At 61.4% G+C, this 18170-nt stretch carries 17 protein-coding genes, 1 tRNA gene and 1 pseudogene; 12 read left to right on the top strand and 7 right to left on the bottom strand.

The window, feature by feature from the left end; genetic code table 11:
* Nucleotides 1-61: 61 nt before the first annotated feature.
* Both AC07VI_RS09460 and AC07VI_RS09455 read right to left on the bottom strand, forming a co-directional pair.
* Nucleotides 62-1558, bottom strand: a complete 1497-nt coding sequence (locus AC07VI_RS09460) for an HDOD domain-containing protein (protein ID WP_086146486.1) — start codon at nucleotides 1556-1558, stop codon at nucleotides 62-64.
* On the bottom strand, nucleotides 1555-3234 hold the full coding sequence (locus tag AC07VI_RS09455; protein ID WP_494808782.1) for a putative bifunctional diguanylate cyclase/phosphodiesterase: 1680 nt from the start codon (nucleotides 3232-3234) through the stop codon (nucleotides 1555-1557). The genes AC07VI_RS09460 and AC07VI_RS09455 overlap by 4 nt, the downstream gene beginning before the upstream one ends.
* A 418-nt stretch (nucleotides 3235-3652) precedes the next feature.
* On the opposite strand from AC07VI_RS09455, the gene AC07VI_RS09450 reads away from it, so the two are divergent.
* From AC07VI_RS09450 to AC07VI_RS09435, 4 genes are all read left to right on the top strand, one after another.
* Nucleotides 3653-5335, top strand: a complete 1683-nt coding sequence (locus tag AC07VI_RS09450; RefSeq protein ID WP_492994568.1) for an isovaleryl-CoA dehydrogenase — start codon at nucleotides 3653-3655, stop codon at nucleotides 5333-5335.
* A gap of 143 nt (nucleotides 5336-5478) precedes the next feature.
* Nucleotides 5479-6129 (top strand): uracil phosphoribosyltransferase, encoded by a 651-nt coding sequence (gene upp / locus AC07VI_RS09445; protein WP_086146546.1) that lies wholly within the window; start codon nucleotides 5479-5481, stop codon nucleotides 6127-6129.
* Between the two features lie 23 nt (nucleotides 6130-6152).
* Entirely contained in the window at nucleotides 6153-6515 is a 363-nt protein-coding gene (locus AC07VI_RS09440) for an Hpt domain-containing protein (protein WP_086146489.1), read from the top strand.
* A 298-nt stretch (nucleotides 6516-6813) separates the two neighbouring features.
* On the top strand, nucleotides 6814-7017 hold the full coding sequence (locus tag AC07VI_RS09435) for a cold-shock protein (RefSeq protein ID WP_010398811.1): 204 nt from the start codon (nucleotides 6814-6816) through the stop codon (nucleotides 7015-7017).
* Nucleotides 7018-7354: 337 nt separating this feature from the next.
* Here AC07VI_RS09435 and AC07VI_RS09430 read toward each other — a convergent pair whose 3' ends face one another.
* Nucleotides 7355-8266: a LysR family transcriptional regulator gene (locus tag AC07VI_RS09430; protein ID WP_086146490.1), complete on the bottom strand. Its 912-nt coding sequence runs from the start codon at nucleotides 8264-8266 to the stop codon at nucleotides 7355-7357.
* 216 nt (nucleotides 8267-8482) lie between these two features.
* Between AC07VI_RS09430 and aceB the strand changes: the two genes are divergently transcribed.
* Nucleotides 8483-10081, top strand: coding sequence for a malate synthase A (gene aceB, locus AC07VI_RS09425; protein WP_086146491.1), 1599 nt, complete (start codon nucleotides 8483-8485; stop codon nucleotides 10079-10081).
* A gap of 199 nt (nucleotides 10082-10280) precedes the next feature.
* Here the strand turns inward: aceB and gloB are convergent, their stop codons facing one another.
* Nucleotides 10281-11090 carry a hydroxyacylglutathione hydrolase gene (gene gloB / locus AC07VI_RS09420; RefSeq protein WP_099375865.1) on the bottom strand — a complete coding sequence of 270 codons (810 nt, stop codon included), beginning with the start codon at nucleotides 11088-11090 and terminating at the stop codon, nucleotides 10281-10283.
* Nucleotides 11091-11109: 19 nt separating this feature from the next.
* Between gloB and AC07VI_RS09415 the strand changes: the two genes are divergently transcribed.
* The 5 genes from AC07VI_RS09415 to AC07VI_RS09395 all read left to right on the top strand — a co-directional run bounded on the left by AC07VI_RS09415 (nucleotide 11110) and on the right by AC07VI_RS09395 (nucleotide 14014).
* Nucleotides 11110-11886 carry a class I SAM-dependent methyltransferase gene (locus tag AC07VI_RS09415; RefSeq protein WP_086146493.1) on the top strand — a complete coding sequence of 259 codons (777 nt, stop codon included), beginning with the start codon at nucleotides 11110-11112 and terminating at the stop codon, nucleotides 11884-11886.
* Nucleotides 11879-12328 carry a ribonuclease HI gene (gene rnhA / locus AC07VI_RS09410; protein WP_099375866.1) on the top strand — a complete coding sequence of 150 codons (450 nt, stop codon included), beginning with the start codon at nucleotides 11879-11881 and terminating at the stop codon, nucleotides 12326-12328. Before AC07VI_RS09415 ends, rnhA begins: the two co-directional genes overlap by 8 nt.
* A 202-nt stretch (nucleotides 12329-12530) precedes the next feature.
* Nucleotides 12531-13247, top strand: coding sequence for a DNA polymerase III subunit epsilon (gene dnaQ, locus AC07VI_RS09405; RefSeq protein ID WP_086146495.1), 717 nt, complete (start codon nucleotides 12531-12533; stop codon nucleotides 13245-13247).
* An 81-nt stretch (nucleotides 13248-13328) separates the two neighbouring features.
* A tRNA-Val gene (locus tag AC07VI_RS09400) sits at nucleotides 13329-13403 on the top strand.
* A 353-nt stretch (nucleotides 13404-13756) separates the two neighbouring features.
* Nucleotides 13757-14014: a site-specific integrase gene (locus tag AC07VI_RS09395; RefSeq protein ID WP_143450752.1), complete on the top strand. Its 258-nt coding sequence runs from the start codon at nucleotides 13757-13759 to the stop codon at nucleotides 14012-14014.
* 19 nt (nucleotides 14015-14033) lie between these two features.
* Here the strand turns inward: AC07VI_RS09395 and AC07VI_RS09390 are convergent, their stop codons facing one another.
* Nucleotides 14034-14357 (bottom strand): helix-turn-helix transcriptional regulator, encoded by a 324-nt coding sequence (locus AC07VI_RS09390; RefSeq protein ID WP_099375868.1) that lies wholly within the window; start codon nucleotides 14355-14357, stop codon nucleotides 14034-14036.
* A gap of 389 nt (nucleotides 14358-14746) precedes the next feature.
* On the opposite strand from AC07VI_RS09390, the gene kleE reads away from it, so the two are divergent.
* Nucleotides 14747-15064 carry a KleE stable inheritance protein gene (gene kleE, locus AC07VI_RS09385; protein ID WP_143450753.1) on the top strand — a complete coding sequence of 106 codons (318 nt, stop codon included), beginning with the start codon at nucleotides 14747-14749 and terminating at the stop codon, nucleotides 15062-15064.
* Nucleotides 15061-15822 carry a ParB/RepB/Spo0J family partition protein gene (locus AC07VI_RS09380; protein ID WP_099375870.1) on the top strand — a complete coding sequence of 254 codons (762 nt, stop codon included), beginning with the start codon at nucleotides 15061-15063 and terminating at the stop codon, nucleotides 15820-15822. The genes kleE and AC07VI_RS09380 overlap by 4 nt, the downstream gene beginning before the upstream one ends.
* Nucleotides 15823-15831: 9 nt before the next feature.
* Here AC07VI_RS09380 and AC07VI_RS09375 read toward each other — a convergent pair.
* Together AC07VI_RS09375 and AC07VI_RS09370 are read right to left on the bottom strand one after the other, a co-directional pair.
* Nucleotides 15832-16365: pseudogene (locus AC07VI_RS09375) on the bottom strand (transposase); the annotation flags it as partial.
* Nucleotides 16366-16427: 62 nt separating this feature from the next.
* A complete protein-coding gene (locus AC07VI_RS09370; RefSeq protein WP_492994561.1) occupies nucleotides 16428-18092 on the bottom strand; it encodes a WG repeat-containing protein in 1665 nt (554 codons plus the stop codon).
* Nucleotides 18093-18170: the final 78 nt, after the last annotated feature.

Raw genomic sequence — 18170 nt, 5'->3', positions numbered from 1 at the left:
ATAGTACGGTGAGCATCGCAGGCCGCCTATACCGACGCGCAGCAGGTTTGGTCAGGTGTTCTCACGCCACCTTATTTGCCACCAGCTCGAGCTGATGGCGCATCTCCACCGACTGCACCAATAACGCCCGGATATCGTTGATCAGGTTGAATTCCGTCTGGTTCAATTGAATCGGCGGGAAGCTGTCGTCCCAGTCGCCGTACAAGAATCCCGTGGGGTGGCCGTTGGCCGACAGCGGCAGCACGACGAAGCTGCGCGCTTCCGACAGCGTCGCTTTCCACCATTGCGGCAGCTTGGCGGCAAATTTCGGGTCGCGCGCATTGTCGATGAAGATCACGCGGTCGCTGTTGAGGGCCGCGTGGAACACGTTCGGCTCATACGCGTCGCCAAACACCATCAGGTCCTGCAGGTCGGACATGCCTTCGCCCATGCTGACGCGCGCCGAATACAGGTGATCCTTGTGATTGCGCACGAACGCCACCGAGCGCGAAAAATCGAAGCCCTGGTGCAGCGTTTCGAGCGCCATCGACACCATTTGTCCGGGGCTGGCGCTGCCGATGGCGCCGCGCAGGTCGGCCAGGCCGCCGATCAGCACGCGGTTGCCCTCGGCGCGCATGCGCGTCGACGCCAGCTGGCGCGCGCGCCGTTCCGCCGGTTTCGACAGGGGCGCGATCGACAGATCGGCCGCCGCCATGGCCTTGGCCTTGTCCACCGCCACCACCAGGTCCGTCGCCGCGATGCCCAGGGTGCCCGCATAGTCGTCGATCAGCGCGTGCACCTGCGCCGCGCCGGCCGCGTCGTCGTGCCACAGCGAGTCGGCGCAGCGCGCCGCCATGGTCGACAGGCCCGCCATCCAGTCGGCGCCGCTGACGGGCGCGTTGTCCGGCGACGGGTCCATCGGGCGCATGCCGTTGATCAGGTGCTGCGGCAAGCCCCAGTGGGCGGCCGTGGCATAGCCCACTTCCGGCAGCGACAGGCCGAGGATTTCGCGCGCGGCGGCCGCCTCGTTGCCGGGCCCCGCGTGCGCCTGCATGCGGGCCCAGAAGTCCGTCATGTAGAACGTCACCATCATGCGTCCCAGGGTGTGCAGCATCGAGCAGACGACGGCCTGCTCGGCCTGCAGGCTGCCGGCGCTGGTGGCCACCTGCTGCGCCACCATCCCGGCCAGCACGGCCTTTTCCATTTCCACGTGGGCGCTGACGGAGTCGGGCGACGCCTGCGACAGCTCCTCGATCAGCTTCAGTCCCAGCGCCAGGTGGCCGATGGCGTCGATGCCCAGCACCAGCACGGCTTTCGATACCGTGTTGACGCGCTGGCCGAAGGCCGAGTACATGCCGCTGTTGGCCAGCCTGAGCACCTTGTGCGTGAGGACAGGGTCGGACAGCACCGTTTGCGTGATGTCGAATTCGTGGTCATCCTCGCCGCGCATGGCGCCCAGGATGGCGCTGATGGCTTTGGCGAAGCCGGGCATGTCGCCCTGCTGGCGCGTGCGCGCCCACAGCAGGTCAAGGGTGTTTTTGCCGAGCTGGGTCGGCGCCGTGAAATGACCGGGATTCATTGCACACCTCCGCGCGGTTCATTGGCAGACGGCGTGGGCACCAGCGCCGCATAGGTTTTTTCGCTCAAGGCCGACAGCGCGGCGTGGGCCGGCATCGGCTTGCCCGTCAGGTAGCCTTGCACGTACTGGCAGCCACGCGACTCCATGAAGTGCATCTGCTCCTCCGTTTCCACGCCTTCGGCCACCACCGACAGGTTCAAGTGCTTGGCCAGGTCGAGAATGGTGTTGCAGATGGCCGCGTCCTTGCTCGATTCGGGCAAGTCCTTGATGAAGGTGCGGTCGATCTTCAGCACGGAAATGGGGAAGCGCTTCAGGTAGGCCAGCGAGGAATAGCCGGTGCCGAAATCGTCGATGGCGATGCGCGCGCGGCGCTCCGTCATCTTGCACAGGATGGTTTCCGCATGCACGGGATCGATCATCAGCGTGCCTTCCGTGATCTCCAGCACCAGGTGTTCGCCCGAAAGTCCCGAAAAGGCGATGGCGTCGTCGAGCACGTCGAGGAATTTATCGTTGCGGAACTGGCGCGGGCTGATGTTGACGGAAATGTACAGCGCCCGCCTGGCCACTTCCTGGAACTGCTTGAGCTGCACGCAGGCCGCCTTCAGGGCCCAGGCGCCCAGCAGGTTGATCAGGCCGTTCGCCTCGGCGATCGGGATGAAGCGCGCGGGCGGCACCAGGCCCAGGGTAGGGTGCTTCCAGCGCATCAGGGTTTCAAAGCCCTGGATCTGGCGCGTGTGCGCGTCGACGATGGGCTGGTAGAAGAGCAGGAATTCGCCTTCGCGCACGGCGTGGAACATGGCCGCTTCCAGAGAAATGTCGTGTTCCGACGGGCCATTCAGGCGCGGGCTGTAGACGAGGCAGCGGGCCTTGCCAGTCTCCTTGGCGCGCGACATGGCCGCATCGGCCAGCGCCACCAGGCGCACTTCGTCTTCCGCATGCAGCGGATAAATCGATACGCCGACGGACGCCCCCACGTAGATCGTATGTCCCTCGACTTCGAACGGCGCCTGCAGGGTGGCCAGCAGGCGCCCCGTCACCAGCTTGATCTGCGCGTCGGTGGCGCTGCCGGGCAGCACGGCGACAAATTCATCGCCGCCCACGCGGGCCAGGGTGTCGCTGTCGCGCAGGGTCTTGCGCAGGCGCGCCGCGGCCAGGCGCAGCACGGCGTCGCCGACCGGGTGCCCCAGGCCGTCGTTGACCTTTTTGAAGCCATCGAGGCCGATGGTGGCCACGGAAAAGCCCTGGCCCGAGCGGGCGGCCTGGGCGATCACCATGCGGATGCGGTCCGACAGCAGCAGCCGGTTCGGCAAGCCGGTCAGCGCATCGTGCGTGGCCATGTGGCGCAGGCGTTCTTCCGTATTGTGCTGGGCCGAGGTGTCGCGCCCGACCACCAGCAATTCGGCCACGCCGGCCGCGTTCATATAGGAAGACAGGCGCAGCTCGAACCAGATCTCCTGGTCCGGCGTCTGCAGCCGCACTTCCAGCCGCCCCGGTTCTTCCAGCGCGTCTTCCAGCGCCGCCTGCAGCGCCGCGCGCGACGCTTCGGCCGCCAATGGCAGCAGCAAATGGCCGGACAGGCCCAGTGGCGCGCCGAACAGGGTGGCCGCGCGTCTGCTGGCGAACAGGATCAGGCCGTCCGCATCGAGCCGGAACACGACGTCGCCAGCCTCTTCCATGAGGTTGTCCAACTCGTGGCGGGCCTCGCGGTGGGCGGCGGATGGGGTACTGGAAAACATCGTGCTGGATTTAACCTTTATCAGTGCCGGCGCCTGCGTATTGCATGGCGCCAACGGAAATAATGCATATTGCAGTGCGCCCGGGTATCGGGCAAGAGTGACTACGGGAACGCGATCCACACGAAATGTATCATTGAAAAGCACAGCAATACATGAAATAGAGCAACATTGCTTCAGGTTTTGTAAATATTCCTGTCTTTCATGAAAAAAATCAGCATGCTTTTAATCCGTCCGCAAACACCCGGCGGTGGCGCGCTTGCCCCGCTGGCGCGTTTGCGCTAGTCTGGCTGGCAGACGATGAGGACGGTGCGCCTGCCGCGGCAAGGCGCCATGATAACAAATCGCGATGGAGATACCCATGAATGCCTTTGACACGCATGAAGTTTTCAACCAGGCGACGCCGTTCGAAAACGTCAATCTGTTCGCCAGCGATCCGGCCCTGATCGAGGCCCTGCTGCGCGAGGGCGGCGGCGCGGCGCTGCAGGAACTCGATGCGCTGGGCGAGAAGCTGGGCCGCGCCGGGACGTATGCGCTGGCGCGCGAGGCGAACCGGCACGGTCCGGAATTGCAGCAGTTCGACCGCGCCGGCCGGCGCATCGACGAGGTGCTGTTCCACCCGGCCTGGCATGAACTGATGGCCATCCTCGTGGGCGCCGGCGCGCACGCTTCGCCGTGGGCCGCGCCCGGCCCCGGCGCCCAGGTGGCGCGCGCGGCCGCCTATCTATTAGTGGGGCAGGTGGAAAACGGCGCGCAATGTCCCGTGACGATGACGTATGCCTCGGTGCCGGCCCTGCGCCAGGCCCTTGATCTGCCGCAAATCGCCGCGCGCTGGCTGCCGAAGATCCTGTCGCGCGACTACGACCCCCGTTCGCTGCCCGTGGAGCAGAAGCGGGGCGCCCTGGTCGGCATGGGCATGACGGAGAAGCAGGGCGGCTCCGACGTGCGCAGCAATACCACGCGGGCCACGCCCGTGCCGCCGGCCGAGGCGCAAGCCCTGTTCGGCGAGCAGGCCGGCGGCGCCTGGCGCATCGTCGGCCACAAATGGTTCTTTTCGGCGCCGCAGTGCGACGCCCACCTGATCCTGGCGCAGGCGGACGAGGGCGGCTTGTCGTGCTTTTTCCTGCCCCGCTACCTGCCCGACGGCAGCCGCAACGCCATCCGCGTGCAGCGCCTGAAGGATAAGCTGGGCAACCGCTCGAATGCCTCGTCGGAAGTGGAGTTCGCCAACGCCTACGGCTGGCTGGTGGGCCCGCCGGGGCGGGGCATTCCCACCATCCTGGAAATGGCCAGCCACACGCGCCTCGATTGCGTGCTGGGCAGCGCCGGCATCATGCGCGCCGCCCTGACGCAGGCGCTGCACCATGCGCGCCAGCGGGCCGTCTTCGGCAAGCCGCTCGTCGCGCAGCCGCTGATGCAGAACGTGCTGGCCGACCTGGCGCTCGAATCGGAGGCCGCCACGGCGTTTGCGCTGCGCCTGGCCCGCTGTTTCGACGAAAAGGACGATGCGCAGCAGGCGACGCTGGCGCGCGTGCTCACGCCGGCCGGCAAATACTGGATCTGCAAGCGCGGCCCCGGCTTCGGCGCCGAGGCCATGGAAGTGCTGGGCGGCACCGGCTACGTAGAAGACGCGCCGCTGGCGCGCCTGTACCGGGAACTGCCCGTCAATTCCATCTGGGAAGGCTCGGGCAACGTCATGTGCCTCGATGTCCTGCGCGCCTTCGGCAAGTCGCCGGCCGCGCGCGACGCCCTGGCGGCCGAACTGGCGCTGGCCGGCGACGCGGATGCCGCCTTTGCCGGCTACCGCACGCGCCTGCTGGCTGACCTGGACGGCCCGCAAATGGACGAATTTGGCGCGAGGCAACTTTCCGAGCGCATCGTGCTGGCCGTGCAGGCCGGCCTGCTGCTGCGCCATGCGCCGCCGTTTGTCGCACAGGCCTTCATGGAGTCGCGGCTGGTGCAGGCGCCGGGCGGCACATATGGGCGCTTGCCGGCCGGCACCGATTGCGCGGCCATCCTGGCGCGCGCCCTGCGCGAGTATTGACGGGCGCCGTCCGCAATTATTTCAAAATTCCGGCCACAGGCGGGCCGCGGGCTGGGATAATGCTGCAATCCATCATTTTATCGATACACAGCGCGCTTGCGGCCATGCTTGCCGCCGCGCCAGAGCAGAGAAAGAAAAACAATATGAAACAAGATCCGCGCTTCCCGAATTTGTTCATTACCGATCACCCTTTGATCCAGCACAAACTGAGCCACATGCGCGAGCACGACACGTCCACGCGCACCTTCCGTGAATTGCTCAAGGAAATCACCTTGCTGATGGGCTATGAAATCACGCGCGACCTGCCGCTGACCACGCGCGAAATCAGGACGCCGTTGGTGACCATCGATGCGCCCGTTATCGCCGGCAAGAAACTGGCCATCGTGCCGATTTTGCGCGCCGGCATCGGCATGAGCGACGGCCTGCTGAACCTGGTGCCATCGGCCCGGGTCGGCCATATCGGCGTGTACCGCGACCCGGCTACCCACATGCCCGTGGAATACCTGGTGCGCCTGCCGGACCTGAACGAGCGCACCTTCATCCTGTGCGACCCGATGGTGGCGACCGGCAATTCGGCCGTGTACGCCGTCGACGTGCTGAAGAAGCGCGGCGTGACGGACGAGCAGATCATCTTCCTGGCCCTGGTGGCCGCTCCGGAAGGCGTGACCGTGTTCCAGAACGCGCACCCGAACGTCAAGATGTTCTGCGCCTCGCTCGATTCGCACCTCGACGAGCACGCCTACATCGTGCCGGGTCTGGGCGACGCCGGCGACCGCATCTTCGGCACCAAGTAAGCGCATAGACGGCGAGTATCGCGATGGCAACCTTGATCGACCCGGATTTTCGCGCCCGTTTGCGCGCCCTGAACGATAAATATGCGGCTGGCGTGCCGGCCCTGATGCAGGCGATCGCGCAGGCGCAAGCGCGCTGCGACAGCGAAGGGCCGCGCCTGGAACCGCTGACGCAGCTGCACCGCGCCCTGCATGCGGTAGCCGGCTCGGCCGCCACCTTCGGTTTTGCCGCGCTGGGGCAGGAATGCCGGCGCATCGAGCAGCTGGTGCGCCTGCAGCTCAACGCGCCCGGACAGGTGCTGGCCGAGTGGCCGGCGCTGAGCGGGCAGGTGGGGGCGCTGCTGCGCTGGGCGGAGCGCGATGCGGCCGCCACCCATTTCAGCACTTGAGTGACCATTTTTCGATCTTGTGGTTGCAATGATTCATTTGATGCAACGCAAAGCATCCACGTCGCAGATTAGGATATAGTGTGTCCATGCCGCTGGTACAGGGCGCCGCAAGACGGGGATTTGGCTATTAAAGCAGTGTTCGCAAGTTTATTTTGCGAAAGAATGGTTTTTCTCAGTTTTGTTGGTATAATTGGGCATCGTTGGATTCGAGGTAGTAGTGCAGTTTGTCTGTCATTTCTTTCTTGCTTCAAACGATATAACGGGCGCAAGCCCAACTTAACTGAAATAGGAAATTGTAATGGCAACTGGCATCGTAAAATGGTTCAATGATTCGAAGGGTTTCGGCTTTATTACCCCTGACGAAGGCGGCGAAGATCTGTTCGCTCACTTCTCGGCTATCCAGTCGAACGGCTTCAAGTCCCTGCAAGAGAACCAACGCGTTTCTTTTGAAGTGACCGCTGGCCCTAAAGGCAAGCAAGCTTCGAACATTCAGCCAATCTAATACGCTGGATCAAACGAAATAAAGAAATCCTCGGTCTCCGGGGATTTTTTTTCGCCTGAATTTCCTTCAGGCAGGGGTTTTGTGGGCTTTTGCGGATGTTTGGCGCGTGCATTGTCGCTTGGCTTCGCTTCCGCGGCTGTCTGGTAGGTCGGCTTAGCGCTTGCGCGTAAGCCGACATGTATGCTCGCATTCTCTGTCGCTACCGTGCTGGCAGTTGTCGGCTTACGCTGCGCTAAGCCGACCAACGCCGGCCTACGCACCCACGTCTAGGCCGCGAGCGTCACGGCGCCCAATCGCCCCGTGACAAGCGCCGCGCGGCAGGTTTGGTCCCGCGTCTTCAAATAGCGCGTTCGCGCCAGTAGTCCGGCTGCGAATAACTGTGCCGTAAAAAATCCACGAACGCCCGTATGCGCAGCGGTAAATGGCGGCGCTGGGCGAACACGGCATAAATGTCGTTGCCCGGCGCGGCAAACTGGTCGAGCACCGTCACCAGCTGCCCCGATTCGATCTCCGCGCCCACTTCCCACATCGAACGCCATGCCAGCCCCTTGCCGGCCAGCGCCCAGTCGTGCAGCACTTCGCCGTCGTTGCAGACCATGTTGCCCGCCACCTTCAAAATCACGTTCTTGCCATTTTCGCGGAAAGTCCAGCCCCGCTGGCTGCCTTCGCTGCTGATGGCCAGGCAATTATGTTTCGCCAGGTCGGCCGGGGTGCGCGGCGTTCCCGCCCGTTTCAGATAGGCGGGCGAGCCGACCAGCACGCGCTGGTTGTCGGCCAGCTTGGTGCTCACCAGGGACGAGTCGGACAGGCTGGCGATGCGGATGGCCACGTCGATGCCTTCACCGATCAGGTCGACGAGGCGGTCGTTCAGGTTCAGCGACACGGTCACGTCGCGGTGTTCGGCGACGAACGAGGGGATCAAGGGCGCCACATGCTGGCGTCCGAAGCCGGCCGGCGCGGAAATGAGCAAATGGCCGCTGGCCTTCACGCTGCGCTCGGCCACGGCCGCTTCCGCCTCTTCCAGTTCGCCCAGGATGCGCTGGCAGTCTTCGAGGAAGGCGGCGCCTTCATTCGTCAGCGCCAGCTTGCGCGTCGTGCGCTGCAGCAATTTCACGCCCAGGCGCTGTTCCAGCGCGTCGAGGCGTCGGCCTATCATGGCCGGGGCGATCCCTTCCGCGCGGGCGGCCGCCGACAGGCTGCCCCTGGCGACCACTTCCACGAAGGTTGATATTTGTCTGAACTGGCCCATGTGATGCTCCCGCTATGTCGTCACTTGTGATAAAAACGCATAGATGAAGTGATTTTTAATCTCGTTTCCATGCCTTATAGTGCAATACTATAGAACAAACGCGCGGCCCGGCAGAGTGTTTTTGCGCCTCTGCCCAGCTTGCCTGCGCAGTCGTTCCGCTTATACTTGGATCACCAGATTATTTTTGCTTATATTTATTAAAAACCGGAGAACTTCATGACGCAGAACACGATCGCACTTCCCGAAGGCATGCAAATCACGGGTGAAATCGCCCCCGGCTACGAACAGATCTTGACGCCCGCGGCGCTGGCGCTGGTGGCCAAGCTGACGCGTGAATTCGAGCCGCGCCGCCAGCAATTGCTGGCCGTGCGCGTGGAACGGGCCAAGCGCCTTGACGCGGGCGAGCGTCCTGATTTCCTGCCAGAAACCGCGCATATCCGCGACGGCGACTGGAAGATCGCGCCGATCCCGAAGGCGCTGGAATGCCGCCGCGTGGAAATCACCGGTCCCGTCGAGCGCAAGATGGTCATCAACGCCTTCAACTCGGGCGCGGACAGCTACATGACGGACTTCGAGGATTCGAACACGCCGAACTGGGATAACCAGATCACGGGCCAGATCAATATGTACGACGCCGTGCGCAAGACGATTTCGCTGGAGCAAAATGGCAAGTCGTACAAGCTGAACGACAAGATCGCCACCCTCGTCGTGCGTCCGCGCGGCTGGCACCTTGATGAAAAGCACGTGCTGGTCGACGGCAAACGCATCTCCGGCGGCATTTTCGATTTCGCCCTGTTCATGTTTCATAACGCCAAGGAACAGCTGGCGCGCGGCGCCGGCCCGTATTTCTACCTGCCGAAGATGGAATCGCACCTGGAAGCGCGTCTGTGGAACGATATCTTCGTCATGACGCAGAACGAGTTGGGCTTGCCACAAGGCACGATCAAGGCGACCGTGCTGATCGAAACCATCCTGGCCGCGTTTGAAATGGATGAAATCCTGTATGAACTGAAGGAGCACAGCTCGGGCCTGAACGCGGGCCGCTGGGATTACATCTTCTCGTGCATCAAGAAATTCAAGCTGGACAAGGATTTCTGCCTGGCCGACCGCGCCAAGGTCACGATGACGGCGCCGTTCATGCGCGCCTACGCCTTGCTGCTGCTGAAAACCTGCCATAAGCGGGGCGCGCCGGCCATCGGCGGCATGGCGGCTTTGATCCCGATCAAGAACGATCCGGAAAAGAACGACATCGCCATGGGCGGCGTGCGCAACGACAAGGCGCGCGACGCCACCGACGGCTACGACGGCGGCTGGGTCGCCCACCCGGGCCTGGTCGAGCTGGCCATGGGCGAGTTCACGAAAGTGCTCGGCGACAAGCCGAACCAGATCGACAAGCAGCGTCCCGACATCGATGTGAAGGCGTCGGATCTGTTGAATTTCCAGCCGGAAGCGCCGATCACGGAAGCGGGCTTGCGTTACAACATCAACGTGGGCATCCATTACCTGGGCAGCTGGCTGGCCGGCAACGGTTGCGTGCCCATCCACAACCTGATGGAAGACGCGGCCACGGCCGAGATCAGCCGCTCGCAAGTGTGGCAGTGGATTCGTTCCAGCAAGGGCGTGCTGGAAGATGGCCGCAAGGTGACGGCCGAGATGGTGCGCGCCATGATTCCGGAAGAGCTGGCCAAGGTGCAGCGCGATGCGCCGGGCGGCAACGGCCCTACCTATGTGCGCGCCGGCCAGATCTTCGAGGAAATGTCGACGTCGGAATCGTTCGCCGAATTCCTGACCTTGCCGCTGTACGAAGAAATCTGATCCAGATCAAATAGAGCGATAAAAAAAATCCCGGCAATGCTTTTTGGCACTGCCGGGATTTTTGTATTGAAGTCTGCAACGCCTGACAAAACCGTAGCGAGCGGAAGGAATAGGTGGTCGAGAAGCGCAACCGTACTTCTAGTGCGGCGAGCATCGCAGGCCGCCTATGTCGACGCGCAGCAGGCTTGCTCAGGTGTCCTCAGAAGTTGTTCTTCCACATCCGCAAGGCCGCGAATGCTTCCACGGGAGAGGCGTCGGCGGCCAGCTTGCCCTCGACCTTCAGGCTGTTCAGGATGGCCGGTTCGCGGTAGCGCAGGAAGGGGTTCGTGGCTTTCTCAATGGCAATGGTCGACGGTACGGTCGCTAAACCTTGCTGGCGTTTTTCCGTGTCGATGGCGATGCGTTCCTGCAAGGCCGCATTGCCCGGCTCGACGGCGTTGGCGAAGCGCAGATTGGACAAGGTGTACTCATGCGCGCAAAATACCTCGGTATCGTCGGGCAGGGCGGCCAGCTTGCCCAGCGAATCGGCCATCTGGCCCGGCGTGCCTTCGAACAGGCGGCCGCAGCCGCCGGCAAACAGGGTGTCGCCGGAAAACAGCCACGGCGCGCCGCTGCGCTCGTCGCGCTGGCGCACGTAGGCGATATGGCCTTTGGTATGGCCGGGCACGTCGATGACGGTCATCTGCAAGCCAAGTTCGGGCACGCAGGCGACATCGCCTTCGGCAAGCGCTTGCGTGATGGCTGTGATAGCCTCATTGCGTGGGCCGAATACGGGCACGGCGAAATGCTGCAACAATTCAGGTACGCCACCCGTGTGGTCGGTGTGGTGGTGCGTGAGTAAAATGGCGGACAAGGTCAGCTGATGGGCTTTGAGCGCGTCGAGGATGGCCATAGCGTCGCCGGGGTCGACCACGGCGGCGTGGCGGCCGTCATGGATCAGCCACAGGTAATTGTCGGCAAAGGCGGGCACGGCAAGTACCGATAAAGCGTGTTCAGGGGAGTGTGTCATGTATAAAAGAGAAAACTGAATGGACAGTGCGGCATCCGAAAAATCCATTATAGCGCTTGACGGCTGGCTGCAGACGCCGGCCGGTCTGTACGTGCGCGCCTGGGAGCAGCAATGCCTCGACAGCCTGACCGTCGACATCTTCGGTTTTAATGCCGTGCAGATCGGCTTGCCCCAGCTCGACGCGCTGGCCGCCAGCCGCATGCCGAACAAATGGCTGCTCGATGCGCGCCTGCCGTCGCGTCCGCCGCAGGAAAGCCGTTTGACCCTGGTGTCGGCCTTCGACGAGCTGCCGTTCGACTCGCAAAGCCTGGATCTCGTGGTCTTGCCGCATGTGCTTGAATTTGCCGCCGAGCCGCACCAGGTCTTGCGCGAAGTCGAGCGCGTGCTGATCCCGGAAGGGCGCGTGATCGTCTGCGGCTTCAATCCGGCCAGCCTGTGGGGCATGCGCCAGGGCGTGGGGCGGGTCACGGGACGCCATTACCTGCCGCGGGCTGGCGAACTGATCTCTATGCCGCGCATGAAAGACTGGTTAAAATTGCTCAACATGGGCGTCAGTCAAAGCCATTTTGGCTGCTACGCGCCCGCTTGTCGGACGGAAAAATGGCTGCGCCGCAACGCCTTCATGGACAAGGCCGGTGCGCGCTGGTGGCCATATCTGGGCGCAGTGTATATAGTGCAGGCGATCAAGCGCGTCAAAGGGATGCGTTTGATCGGTCCGGCGTGGACCAAAAAACCGGCGACGGCGCCCGCAGGCGCACCGGTCACGAATAAAAGGCGGGAACAGCAAGATGGATAAGGTAGAAACGAAGGTTGAGATTTATGCCGACGGCGCATGCAAGGGCAATCCCGGCACAGGCGGCTGGGGCGCACTGATGGTGGCCGATGGCGCCAAGAAAGAAATTTACGGCGGGGAACTCAATACGACGAATAACCGGATGGAATTGAAGGCCGTGATCGAAGCCTTGACGGCGCTCAAACGTCCGTGCCAGGTAGTGATGTATACCGATAGCCAGTACGTGCAGAAGGGCATCAGCGAATGGATACACGGCTGGAAGGCGCGCGGCTGGAAAACGGCGGCCAAGGCGCCCGTGAAAAACGTCGACCTGTGGCAGGCACTCGACGCGGCCCAGGCCGTCCATGAAGTGGAATGGCGCTGGGTACGGGGCCACAATGGCCATCCGGGCAACGAGCGGGCCGATCAGCTGGCCAACCTGGGCGTGGAAACCGTGCGCGCGTAAGAACGCCCAACCAAACCTGGTGCGCGTCGCGCTTTGCGGCCTGTGATGCTCACCGTACTAGAGTACGCTTGCGCTTCTTGGCCACAAATCACTGCCGCTCGCTACGGTTTTGTTGGGCGTTCGAACATGTATGGGCACGATTGCAGCACACAGGTTTGCTATACTGTGCCCTTCGCTTTTTGCTTTTACGAATGAATCCGCCATGCGTCAAATTGTTCTCGATACTGAAACCACCGGCCTGAACCCGCGCACGGGCGACCGCATCCTGGAGATCGGCGCGGTCGAACTGAACAACCGCATGTTGACGGGCAACAATTTTCACCATTACATCAATCCCGAGCGCGACTCGGAAGAGGGCGCGCTGGCCGTCCACGGCTTGACGACGGAATTCCTCAGCGATAAGCCGAAATTCGCGGAGATCGCCGACGAATTCCGCGCATTTATCGCCGGCGCCGAGCTGATCATCCACAACGCCCCGTTCGATATCGGCTTCCTCAATGCGGAATTCAAGCGCCTGAACCTGCCGCCCGTGCATGAGCAGGTGCACGGCGTGATCGATACCCTGGTGCAGGCGAAGGAAATGCATCCGGGCAAGCGCAACTCGCTCGACGCCCTGTGCGACCGCTACGGCGTCTCGAACGCCCACCGCAAGCTGCACGGCGCGCTGCTCGACTCCGAATTGCTGGCCGACGTCTACCTGGCCATGACGCGCGGGCAAAACAGCCTCAGCATGGAAGAGGAAGTGGAAGTGGCCGCCGACGGTGCCGCGCTGGAAATCGTGCCCCTGGCCGAAGTCATCTTCCAGAGCGCCAGTGCCGACGAACTGGCCGCCCACGCAGCCACCATCGCCGGCCTCGACAAGGCCGCCAAAGGCCAGTGCATCTGGACAGCCGTCACGGCCCCGCCAGCGGCAGCCTGAGAAAAAAGCGGGGCATGGCAAATTTCCTCCCGCCAGCCCTTGCAGATGCCGCAACACCTATGCGATAATTCGCCTCGCTTCGGGAGGTTAGCTCAGGGGTAGAGCACTGCATTCACACTGCAGGGGTCGCAAGTTCGAAACTTGCACTTCCCACCAAGAATTCGTTTGATATCAAAGGCTTACACTGATCCGGTGTAGGCCTTTTTTGTTTGGTACGGGAAAAGTACGGGAAACAGACTTGGACCTTTGCGGTCGACGCTGGACATTGAGAGGATCGCTGCGCTGGCGTTACGATTCTGACGGCGGCGTGTTGAGGAGAGATTAGGCGCGCGCGGCAACATGAGTCCGATCTGGAGGCGGCGCTGTGGACGATTCCAGCGCAGAGCATGAAGGCCGGCAAGGAGCATCACGTGCCGCTGTCTGGTGAGCCGCCTGCGCTGCTGTGCGCAGTGCCGCGTCAAGGGGACGTCATCTTTTCAGGTCGCAAGCGTGGCGCTCAGTTGTCGGACATGAGTTTGACGGCAGTCTTGCGCCCCATGCAGTTTGACGGCATCACCGTACATGGTTTCCGTTCTTCGTTCCGCGACTGGTGCGCCGAGGCGGCAGCCAATACCTTTTCGCGCGAGGTATGTGAACATGCGCTGGCGCACCGCTTGCCGGACAGCGTGGAAGCGGCCTATAGGCGCGGCGACCTGTTCGACAAGCGTATCGTGCTGATGCAGGCATGGTCTGACTTTTGCACCATTTCCCTGCCGCCTGCTGTCTAAGGGGGGCGCAGGGACATCCTTACGCAGGCTGGCGCTTGGCGCGCCTGTTTGAACCAGTCGCACCCACCGTTTGCATCGGAGGAGCCTGTTTTGCAACAGTGACAGGATGCCGTGCGGCAACGCACGCCTGCATCCAGTGCAGCACTTCACTCTTGAGCCAGGCCGATGAGCGGCCTTTGAGTTTTACCGGGGCAGGGAAGGTGCCATCCTTGATGCCTTCATAAACGCTACTGCGCGATTTCCCGCAGGTGGCCAGCACTTCAGCCAAGCGGATGAAACGCTCTTCATTGAGCGTTGGAATTGCGGGTGGCTCTGGGTTGGAAGGAAATGTGACTTGGGTCATGGGATGCTCCTTTTGCTCCTCAGCGAGTGATACAGGTTCGGTGTCAGCATGGCGGCAATGATTCAGATCGGATCGTTGAGGTCGTGTCGCCAGCGGCGGTGTGCCGACACTGTATTCACAATCATTATTTCGAAAATACGTAGTCAGTATCGATGGCGCATACCGCCAATGCAACTGGAATCGGGCGGGTATATCGACTAGATCAAAGGTGTTTGCAAGTCGCTGCCACAAGGGCATTTGATGGTCTGCGCAGTTTTAGCTGCTAAAAACAGGTGTATGCAAGTGCACCGGTTTAATCCAGATCAAGATGGGAGCAGCTGTGTCGCGCAACTATATATGCTGTGTTTCCGCGCGGCGATGAGTTGCGCGCAACAGATGAGGAGGTCAGCATGGCCGACATTATTCAGTTTCCAGGCGTTACCAAGAGCAAGGACAAGGCATGCTCGCCTGCGCCTGGACGACGATCTGCGTCGCTGGTATCGGCAGATGGCCCTAGTGTATGCCAGATAATATGGGTTCTGACCGTGCTGTGCTGGCCAGTGCTGCGCTTCATCATGGTGTGTGACGTGCTGTTCCAGCTGCTGCGCGCGTTGGTGCTGTGGGATACGCCTGGCGCGCATGCCGGATGGACCTTCCTGCTGCACTATGGCTTTTTCTGCTACCTGACCTGGTTCGTGGCGTACGGCAAGCCGGACCAGCCGCGATGAAGAAGGCATCCGTGCCGCCGGGCGCCGGCAGCGGCCGTGCGCCGGAGGGCAGGCCGCTGGCGTTACCGCTTGAACATATCGACGAAGACCCGCTGCAGCCGCGCTCGGCCGCGAATCCGGGCTTTACGGCGCATAGCCTGGCCGAACTCGCCGCCTCGATCCGCCTGCGCGGGATCAAGACACCGATCTCCGTGCGCCATCATCCCGAACGGCCCGGCCACTACATCATCAATCACGGCGCGCGCCGCTACCGTGCATCGCGGCTGGCGCAGCTGGCGACCATCCCCGGCTTTATCGACGACGACGACAGCGAGACCGACCAGATGGTGGAAAACCTGCAGCGCAACGAGCTGACGGCGCGCGAGATCGCCAACTATATTGGCCGTGAACTGTCGAAGGGGCTGAAGCGGGGGCAGATCGCCAGCAACATCAGCAAGTCCGCCGCCTTCGTGACGCAGCATGCGGCCCTGCTGGACTTGCCCGAACCCGTCGCCCTGGAGTTTAATGAGGGCAGGGTACGCGACGTGACTTCGGTGAATGAACTGGTGACGGCTTATAAGTCGCACCCGGGCGAGGCGGCGGCCTGGCTGCGCGAAGGCGAACCGGAGATCAGGCGCAGCGCCGTCAAGCTCCTGCGCGCATTCCTCGGGGCTAAGTTTGGTGAGGAAGAAGCGGCTGCACCCGATATCGGCGACGCCGCTGCGCAGCCATTGGCGTCAGATCCCTCGCCATCTGCGCATGCCGCTCCTACCGCGTAGGCTTGCGGTGATCTCGGCGCGCACCGCGTCGACCAGGATCGCGTCAGCAGGTTGATGAAACGTTTGTACGGTGCGGCCATCGACCCAATCGACGGACCGAATCATCATTTGCGAAACATGCGAGCGCGCTACACCAAGGGCAGAACAAACCGGCTTCACTGGTCGTCCTTGCCCGACAAGTGCGAGCGCGCAATCCACTTTTTTCGCGAGCGAACTCGACAGCCTCCTTGAGAATTTCCGCCTCCATCGTCTTGTTACCAAGCATGCGCTGCAGCTGAGCGATCTGGGTACGTGCAGCGGCTAGTTCGCTCGCCGGCCCGACAGACTCGCCAGCAGTCACCGCCGTCAACGCACCTTCGCGCTCGCGCATTCGCCAGTTAAGCAACTGGCTCGCGCCCACGCCGTGTTTGCGAGCGACCAGCGACACATTTATCCCCGGCTCGTAAGTCTCGCGCACCAGCGCCGCTTTTCCTCGGCAGACCAGCGCCTGCGGTGCTCGTGGTTCACCGTCACCACCTCGATTGTTTGCTTGTTCCTAGTCATATGCACAGTCCTATTCCTATCCATAAGAATAACGCATAGGCTGTGTCCGGGGAATCAGGGGGCTATCTCACTGCCTTTTGTGGCTTTCGTCCCTTTTTGCCTACGTCCTTGGTGGATTGTGGACAGAATGCTTTAGGATTGGCTGGCCAGAGCGTCTGACCTTTGCTGTTAAGCACCTGTTCGGCGCCGCAGGCGATGCGGCTAAGCTGGAAGCTTGGCGTTCCGTCAAGGCTGTAGACTGCCTTCAGGGTTCCAGGCTGGTCAGAATCCATACGTTCATAAGCGAAAACTACTCCACGCGCTTCATTGATCACAAGTTCTTGCCACTTGGCCGGGACCAGTTGTTTTCCGCTCAGGTTATACAGAGCCAAGGCTGACTGGGCCGTCGTATTTTCCATGGCGATCAGGTAATGGCCGGTGGCATCGAGCCGGATGTCGATGTACTGCCCCGGCTCTATCAGTACCTTGCCTGCGGCGTCCATGACCCCGACTGGCGGGGTTTGCGTTGCCTGACCAAACATGGTTGTTTTTTTGAGCGGCGTATCGGGTTTGGTAAAGACAAAGAGGTTATCGTTAAGGACACCTATTTGTAAGTAGTCAGGCTGAAACACCACAACGCCCTTGTTGACGTTAAAGATGCCGTATCTATAATCACCTTGCCGCATGGCGATGCTATTGTAGCCGGGCACATTTCTGAGCATACCCATGACGCTATGACCCGCCGGGCCTGCCCAATCATAGGTCGGCTGGATCAGCCATTCACCGGAGCGGTTGATCAACCCCGCTTTTCCGTAGTTTCCATATGTGCCATCGCTAGTCTTGGTCATGACCAGCGCACCTTGCTGGCCAAATACTTCGCAGGACGAAAAAGTTGCCGGAATCGCGACCCTGCCTTGATAGTCCAGGTAACCACACGGACTGAGGGATTCCTCGTGAAAAGCCACCAAGCCGTTGCCCGGCAGACCCAGTCGCTGGTATTTGAGCTCGGTCAGCAAATTGCCATTGGCATCTGCCAGGCCTTGCCCGCCATCATTCATAGCGACCACCATGTGTCCGTCTGCAAACGAAGAAATCTTGTCAAACGTGACCTTCTTCTGTTCGCGGGTGTTGATATTGACGATCCATTTTTCGTTACCGCGCAGAGCAGTCAACCAGCCGCCTGTTTGGGCCAAGTTCGTCCAGATACCAGCGGAGTCGAATAGCAGTTCGGTGATCAATATCCCGGTTGTACTCAAAAAGCCGAGCTTGCCGTCGATTTCATATACGATGAATTCTTTGTTCCCACCGAGAAACAGGGTATCGAACTTGGCAGGCTGGATTTCATCGCCTTGCGCATTCATGACACTGAATTTTCCGTCATGGCCAATGCCGTAGTAGCCAGGCGTCAAAAACAATAGTTCGCCATCGGAAAAGCGTTCCTTGATGATCCGCTTGCCATTGGCACTAGCCAGGTTCCAGAAGCCGTCTTTGGCAAAGAGGAAGGTGTTGTGGGAAGGTGCGGAAGCGATGTTGTCATAGTCATTGTCGGGGCTAACTAGAATGGCGCCGTTTTGGTCCAGCACACCGCACTGTTCGTTGATGCACAAAGGAATGGTCATCGGAGGCAAAGCCGCGATGGGCGCAATTGTCGCGGCCACTGCTTGCCTCAGTATCTCGCAACTGGCCAACAAGAAAAAAGGTAAGGAACGTACTAAGGGGGTGAGACGGGTGTAATGGTTTTTTTTCATGGGTATCGTATCGATTTTTCTAGAATTCCTCATTCCAACATTAAATATTGTTGGTGGAAATCAGCGTATGCCTAAAGT

This window comes from Janthinobacterium sp. GW821-FHT03A03, from assembly GCF_059421435.1.
The sequence above is the reverse complement of the archived record's forward strand: the minus strand, read 5'-3'. Positions and strand labels throughout refer to the sequence as shown.